The following is a 1,456-nucleotide window of genomic DNA, read 5'->3' as shown; positions in this document are numbered from 1 at the left end:
TGACCTTGACGCTCAAAATGGCCTAACAAACTGGCAAGGGGTGGTTGTGATCACGCAGTGAGCGCAACCACCTGTTAAGCGCATTTGATTTTGGGTGTCGGGGCGTAGCCCTGACGTAGGATTTTGGAGGCCGGCACAGAGTGGCGGTGCTACAAAACATTTCCTGTCCCGTAGTTTAGTTATTTGGGGGTCGAGGGGGCAGCACCCCTCGCAAGGCCCGATTGCGTAGCAACATTGGGTAGCCTTGTTTCAGGTGGTCGGGTTTTAAATAAGCCTGCTGCAAGCACAGGGCAGTAAAGGGGAAAAGTAAGGAAAGTGGCACACGTTTCCTTACTTTTGGCACTTTACTGCTATCCTGCATGTAATTTCACACCGACTGGATTTGTGATCTGCGTCACACAGTATTGAAAGGGCTTTAAGGGCTTTAAAACCGGCTTAACAGGTGGTTGGCCTCACTTCGTGAAACCAACCACCTTCGCCAAGGGTGGGGTCGTTACAGCCCGTAAAGGGTTCGCTTCGCCGCTACGCGCCCTTGACTGGCTTTCACTCGGTTCTAAAGCAGTTCTAAGTCACCTTGATCTGGCGGTGGTAGCTTGTCATCACCAGTTATTACAATGTCCGTTTTCCCAATTACTGGTATGTACGTGAGCTTGTGTTTTGCCTTTTCTTGGAAGTTGCTATCTTGCTCCGAAGCAGAGGCAATCACTGTTGCAGAGAATATTGCATATTGCCTTTGGTTCCTTCCTGATTGCCAGAACACACGTTCGTTCACGCAGTAAGCGTTAGCGTTACCAACCTTAACTGCATCGATCCAGTTCTCGTCTTTCAGAAGTTTTATAGCCCTTCCAATGGTTGGTCTGCTAACTCCAGTGACCTCACACAACGTCGTATAACTGCATATAACGGCATTTGTCGTTCTACCCATGTGTTCCACTAGGTAATACAAGACTTCGTGCGCTATGGGGCTTTTACGGGCTAATTTCCGCATTTGACTTAGATAGCTACGAGAGAGCTGCACGAAATTGAAATTATCATTGTCCTGGTGAGACTGGTTAGTCTCACCGCTTGATACAACCTCACTCATTTGACCTCTCCGTTTGTGCTTTTTTTGCCCTTTGGTTTGATTTAGGTTGTATCATCTAGTGAGTTGGGTTGTAAAGGGGAGTCTCATAGCTGATGAGACTACCGAGTCTCATAGCTGGTGAGACTACCCCCCCTAAAACATATAATAAAAACAGTTAGTTAATAACACCCCCCTTCTATATCTCAATAGGGGTCTATTGAGATGCTGAAAACCATAAGAAAACTATAAGTAGCTCCCTCCCTTTGGTCGGGCATTTTGGGGGTCAAGGTTCGCCATCGGCGACCGCGTAGCGGCCTGACCTTGACGCTCAAAATGGCCTAACAAACTGGCAAGGGGTGGTTGTGATCACGCAGTGAGCGCAACCACCTGTTA

General features: G+C 48.1%; 1 protein-coding gene. It reads right to left on the bottom strand.

Annotation, left to right across the window (positions count from 1 at the left end; genetic code table 11):
• Positions 1-553: 553 nt before the first annotated feature.
• Positions 554-1,084, bottom strand: coding sequence for a replication/maintenance protein RepL (locus SC206_RS05075; RefSeq protein WP_332734816.1), 531 nt, complete (start codon positions 1,082-1,084; stop codon positions 554-556).
• Positions 1,085-1,456 lie beyond the last annotated feature (372 nt).

This window comes from Rouxiella sp. T17 (genome assembly GCF_036663475.1).
GTDB lineage: Bacteria > Pseudomonadota > Gammaproteobacteria > Enterobacterales > Enterobacteriaceae > Rouxiella.
Note: the sequence above shows the minus strand (reverse complement) of the source record. Positions and strands in the feature narration are given on the sequence as shown.

What these genes read in the sequence shown, in the direction of transcription:
- SC206_RS05075 (WP_332734816.1), bottom strand. Translation starts at nt 1,084, where the DNA reads ATGAGTGAGGTTGTATCAAGCGGTGAGACTAACCAGTCTCACCAGGAC.